Source organism: Aquabacterium sp. UBA2148 (assembly GCF_002328915.1).
Taxonomy (GTDB): Bacteria; Pseudomonadota; Gammaproteobacteria; order Burkholderiales; family Burkholderiaceae_C; genus Aquabacterium; species Aquabacterium parvum.
The window spans coordinates 1,128-6,695 of record NZ_DCXA01000242.1; the positions used below are offsets into that span (position 1 = coordinate 1,128).

A 5,568-nucleotide genomic window follows, 5' to 3' on the forward strand; every position below is an offset into this window, starting at 1 on the left:
CACCGTCAAGTTCAAGGAGTTTGGCATCCGCCTGGGCCTGGCACCCACGGTGCTCGACGAGCAGCGCATCGCGCTGAAGGTGGCACCCGAAGTCAGCGAGATCGACACCGCCCTGTCGGTAGAGATCGGTGGCTTCAACATCCCCGGCCTGCGCGTGCGCCGCACCGAAACCACCGTGGCGCTGGGCGACGGCGAGACCTTCGTCATCAGCGGCCTGGTCAGCCGCGAGAGCGTCGGCAACATCGACAAGTTCCCCTTCCTGGGCGACATCCCCGTGCTGGGCGCCTTCTTCAAGTCCAACCGCATCGAGCGCAACGACAAAGAGCTGCTGATGATCGTCACGCCGCGCCTGGTGCGCCCGTTCGCGGCCAAGGCCAAGCTGCCCGACCTGCCCGGCGAGGAGCTCAAGCGCTACGACCCGGGCTTCCTGCACATGCTGCTGATGGAGCGCGGTCGCTTCGACGGCAGCGAGTCCGGTTTCTCGCAGTGAGGGCGCGCGCATGAGCCAACACTTCCTCCTGATCACGCACAACAAGGACGTTGCCCACTGGGTGCAGACCACCTTGCAGGACGAGGCCGAGATCGTCATGGCCGACTCGGACAACCTCGAGCGCGTGGTGCAACTGATCGACGCCGTGCACGCCCGCGTGGTGCTGTGCGAGCTGCAAGGCAGCCGCCTGTCGCAAGACGCCAGCTTCATGGAAGGCCTGACCGCAGCCAAGCCCCTGCTGCCCGTCATCGCGCTGGCCGAAACCGCTGACCGGCAGTCGGTGCTGACCGCGCTGCGCTCGGGTGCGCGCGACTTCATCTCGCCCGACATGCGCCCGGGCGAGGTCATCAGCCTGGTGCGCCGTGCCGCGCAGCGCGAGGTCAGCGACCCGCAACGAGGCAACGGTGGCAGTGAGGGCGCGATGACCGCCGTGGCGAGCGCTCGCCCGGGTGGTGACACGACCATGTTCGCGCTGCACCTGGCGCTGGCCTTGCAAGAGCAGGCCCCAAAAGACGAGATCCTGCTGCTCGACCTCGGCGTGCCCGCCGGCGACAGCCTGCAGTACCTGGGCATCGAGCCGACCTACACCTTCGTCGACGCGATCCGCAGCCTGCGGCGTCTGGACGAAACCCTGATCAACACGGCGTTTCCGAAGCACGAGACCGGTCTGCGCATCCTGGCCATGCCCGAGGACGCGCTGGAGATGAGCCGCATCACCTCGGCAGACTTGTACGTGCTGCTGAGCGCGCTCAAGCGCCACTTCAGGCAGATCGTGGTCAACCTGGGCGGCGTGCCAGCTTCCGAGTTTTTGTACGTGCTGCTGGGCCGCACCGACCGCACCCTGCTGCTGGTCGAGCAAAGCGTGCCGAGCTGCAAGCAAAACCGCAACCTGCTGCAAAAGCTGCGCGACGCCAAGGTCGACAAGATGGGCTCGGGCCAGATCAGCCTGGTCGTTGACCGCTACCTGCCCAGCGTGCCGCCCGATGCTGAGACCATCGCCAAGGGCTTTGGCATCCCGCTGCTGAGCACACTGCCGTCCTCCGGCATGGCGCGCCTGACGATGATGAACTCGGGCGAGAGCCTGTTCACATCGGCCCCGCGCGATCCGTACACCGTGGCCATCCGCAAGATCGCGATCGGCCTGGGCGACGACCCGCGTGCGCCGCTCAAGCCCATCGATGTGGGCTCTGGCTGGCTCAACCAGCTGACCAACCGCTTCAAGACCACCTGAGCCGAGCGCCATGGACTACCGATCGCTCGCCACCGACTACAGCCTGAAAAGCAGCGACAGCTACCAGGACGTCAAGCTGCGCCTGCACCACTACCTGATCGACCGCATCGACACCGAGCGCGTCTCGATCGGCGAGATGGGCAAGGCCGAGTTGTCGGAGTTCGTGCTCTCGAAGGTTCAGCAATACGTGGCCGAACACCGCCTGCCGGTGAGCCGCCACGAGATGGAGAACCTCAGCCGCGAGATGGTCGACGAGCTGACCGGCTACGGCCCACTCGAAGAGCTCATCCGCGACGACCGCATCAACGACATCCTGGTCAACGGCACGCGCCACATCTACGTCGAGCGCAACGGCATCCTCAGCAAGACCGACATGCGCTTCATCGATGACGAGCACGTGCTGCGCGTCATCCGCCGCATCCTGGCGCCGCTGGGTCGCCGCATCGACGAGTCCAGCCCGATGGTGGACGCGCGCCTGCCCGACGGCAGTCGGGTCAACGCCATCATCCCGCCGCTGGCACTGGACGGCCCCTGCCTGTCGATCCGCAAATTCCGCAAGGACCCGCTGCAGGCCACCGACCTGCTGGCATCTGGCACGTTCAACGAAGAGATGCTGGTGTTCCTGGAAGGGGCCGTCCAGCGTCGCTGCAACATCCTGATCAGCGGCGGCACGGGCGCCGGCAAGACCACGTTGCTCAACGTGCTCAGCCGCAGCATCTCGCCGTATGAGCGCCTGGTCACCATCGAAGACGCGGCCGAATTGCAGCTGGGCCACGAGCACGTGGTGCGCCTGGAGACCCGCCCGCCGAATGTGGATGGCCGTGGCGAGGTGACCGCGCGCGACCTGATGCGCAACGCCTTGCGGATGCGCCCTGACCGCGTGCTGCTGGGCGAAGTGCGCAGCCACGAGGTGCTCGACATGCTGCAGGCCATGAACACCGGCCACGACGGCTGCATGAGCACCGTTCACGCCAACAGCCCTCGCGACGCGCTGCTGCGCCTCGAAATGCTGGCGGGCTTTGCGGGCTTTCAGGGCCAGGACGTCACCCTCAAGCACATGATCGCCACGGCGTTGGACCTGGTCATCCAGGTGGGCCGCCTGGCCGATGGCCGCCGCCGCGTTCTGGCCATCAGCGAGGTGCTGGGCGTGCAGGACGAGCGCATCGTCACCAACGAGCTCTTCGTCTACCAGCCCGATCGCAAGGCCTTCGAGTCCACCGGCCTGAGCCCGGCCAGCCCCAAGCTGCGCCTGCCGGACGACGAGCAGGCCACCAAGTTCCACCGCTCCTGGTGACGGTGACGGACTGAAGCCATGCTGAGCGCCATCTTCTTCCTGATCGCCCTGCTGATGATGCTGGGCGCCGTGCTCTCGATGATCCGGGCGCAGCGGCAGGAGCAGATCGCCAAGGTGCACCAACGCCTGGCGGCGGTGGCCTTCCTGCCGCACGAAACCCACAAGCCCGATGCGCAACTCGGCGCGCTGACCGCGTCGCTGGACCTGTGGCTCAAGCGGGTGGGACTGAACCTCTCGCCCACCATGGCCCTGGTCATGCTGGCCGGCGTGGTGCTGATGGGCGTGCTGCTGTGGCAGAACCTGGGTGCCTTGTTCGGCATCGGCTGGTGGGCCTTGGCTGCCGTGGTGATCGTGCTGGTGCCGCAAGTGCGCTACCACCAGAAGGTCAACCGCCTGGTCGAGCAGATCCCGCTGTTCATCGACCAGGTCGTGCGTGGCCTGGTCACGGGCCGCAACATCGAAGGCGCCATCAAGATGGCCACCGAGGACCTGCGCGAGCCCTTGCGCAGCGTCGTGGTGCGGGCGCAGCAGAACGTCGAGCTGGGCGTCGACCTGGGTGATGCCTTCCGCGAGGCCGCGCAGTTCTACGACATCAAGGAGCTGCACCTGCTGGCCCTGACCATCCACAGCTCGCGGGTCTACGGTGGCAGCCCGCGCGAGATGCTCGAGAGCATCGTCAGCATGATCCGCCAGCGACAGCAAGCGCAAGAAGAGCTCAAAGCCCTGACCGGCGAGACGCGTGTGACCGCCTGGGTGCTGGGCCTGACGCCCGGCGTGCTGGTGGCCTACATGCTCTGGCAGAACCCGAAGTACATGATGACCATGTGGGACAGCAGCACCGGGCAGGTCGTGCTCCTGGTGGCAGCCGGCTTGCAGGCCCTGGGCGCGCTCGTGATGTGGCGCATGATCAAGAGCCTGTGAGGACGATGCCATGACGATCTGGTGGTTGCTCGCGGCGATGCTCCTGGCCCTGGCATGGGTGCTGCTGACCCTCACGCGCGACGAAGGCACGGTGCCCGAGGCCGAGAAGCGCTTCAACGAGGTGCTCGAAGCCGACGACGAAAGCGCCTGGCTGCAACAGCGCCGCGTGAGCGGCATGGCCCGACTGACTCGGCGCTTTCGCCGCATGCTCGAGCGCTTGCCGGGCTCGGACATGCAGGAGATCGAGCTGCTGATTCGCCAGGCTGCGCTGATGGACGACGCACTTCGCTCGCGCGTCTACACCTCGCTGTGGGTGGCCCCGCTGGTGCTGGCCGTGCTGAGCGCCTTGATCGGGTCGGCCAAGGGCTGGCCCATGTTCCACTCCGCCTTTGCTGGCCTGACCGTGGGCTACATCGCCCCACGCGCCATCTTGCGCAACCTGGCCGAGCGACGCAGGCTGGCCATCCGCGAAGAGATGCCGGTGGCACTCAACCTGATGCGACTGCTCTTTGACGCGGGACTGTCTCTGGAACACACGCTCAAAGCCATCAGCGAACAGGGCCGCCAGGTCACGCCCAACCTGGCCGACGAATTCGCCTGGGTGCTGCAGCGCATCCAACACGGCCAGGAGCGCGGTGATGCGCTCGAAGAGCTGGCCCGCCGCCTCGAAGTCGACGAGCTGACGGAAACCGTTGCCATGCTCAAGCAGGCCGCACGCTACGGCGGCAACCTGCGCGAATCGCTGATGCGCTACGTCAAGATGATGGAAGAGCGGCGCATGACCAGCCTGCGCGACAAGGTGGGCAAGATGTCGGCCAAGCTCAGCATCGTGATGATGCTGTTCATGTTCCCGGCCCTGCTGCTGTTCCTGGCTGGCCCTGGCTTCCTGGCGCTGATCAACGCCCTCAAGAGGATGTCATGAGCGCCCCACTCCTGCATCCCTCGACGACGCGCCTGCGCAAGCTGCTTGGCTCGGCGCTGCTCATGGGCAGCCTCACCGCATGCGCGCTGCCCCCTGTCACGCCTGCGGGCACCCATGCAGACGGCGCCTGTGGCAGCGACCTCAACCCGACCGACAACACCCGCCTGGCCGGCATCGAACAGCTGCTGCGCGAGGGCAAGCCCTACGCGGCGCTGGCCCAGCTCGACGCGCTCGCAGCACAAGGGGTGCGCCCGCCGCAGGTGGACCTGGCCCGCGCCGACGCGCTGCGGCGCATCGACAGACCTGCGCAGGCCGAGACCCTTTACCGAAGCCTGCTAGGCGGCTGCCTGCAAGGGCGAGCCTGGCATGGACTCGGGTTGCTGCAAGCCCAGCGTGGCCAGTCAACCGACAGCATCGCGTCGCTGGAGCGCGCCCGCAACCTGCAGCCCACCGACGCCCGCGTGCGCAACGACCTCGGCTACGCCCTGCTGCTGGCCCAACGCCACGACGACGCCCGCTTCGAATTCCTCACCGTGCTGGAGCTCGCACCCGGCGATGCCCGAGCCGCCCGCAACCTCGTGTTGCTGACGCTGCGCGAAGGCCGCGCCGACAAAGCCCGCGAACTCGCCGCGTCGCTGGGACTGGATGCCGCCACCGTGGCTCGCCTGGCGCAATCCAGTGCCGACCTGCCTGCCCCCGTTCAGCCACCG

Annotated in this window: 5 protein-coding genes and 1 pseudogene; all 6 read left to right on the plus strand. The window is 67.1% G+C overall.

The features are described from left to right. Positions 1 to 490, plus strand: a pseudogene (locus B2W70_RS13480) (hypothetical protein); the annotation flags it as partial. A gap of 10 nt (positions 491 to 500) precedes the next feature. Then, a complete protein-coding gene (locus B2W70_RS13485; protein WP_286746428.1) occupies positions 501 to 1,721 on the plus strand; it encodes an AAA family ATPase in 1,221 nt (406 codons plus the stop codon). A gap of 10 nt (positions 1,722 to 1,731) precedes the next feature. Further along, positions 1,732 to 3,015, plus strand: coding sequence for a CpaF family protein (locus B2W70_RS13490; protein WP_058088010.1), 1,284 nt, complete (start codon positions 1,732 to 1,734; stop codon positions 3,013 to 3,015). Between the two features lie 18 nt (positions 3,016 to 3,033). After that, positions 3,034 to 3,936, plus strand: coding sequence for a type II secretion system F family protein (locus B2W70_RS13495; RefSeq protein WP_286746431.1), 903 nt, complete (start codon positions 3,034 to 3,036; stop codon positions 3,934 to 3,936). A 10-nt stretch (positions 3,937 to 3,946) separates the two neighbouring features. Beyond that, positions 3,947 to 4,858 carry a type II secretion system F family protein gene (locus tag B2W70_RS13500; RefSeq protein WP_286746433.1) on the plus strand — a complete coding sequence of 304 codons (912 nt, stop codon included), beginning with the start codon at positions 3,947 to 3,949 and terminating at the stop codon, positions 4,856 to 4,858. After that, a partial coding sequence (locus B2W70_RS13505; RefSeq protein ID WP_349677458.1) for a tetratricopeptide repeat protein occupies positions 4,855 to 5,568 on the plus strand: 714 nt, incomplete at its 3' end. The genes B2W70_RS13500 and B2W70_RS13505, both read left to right, overlap by 4 nt.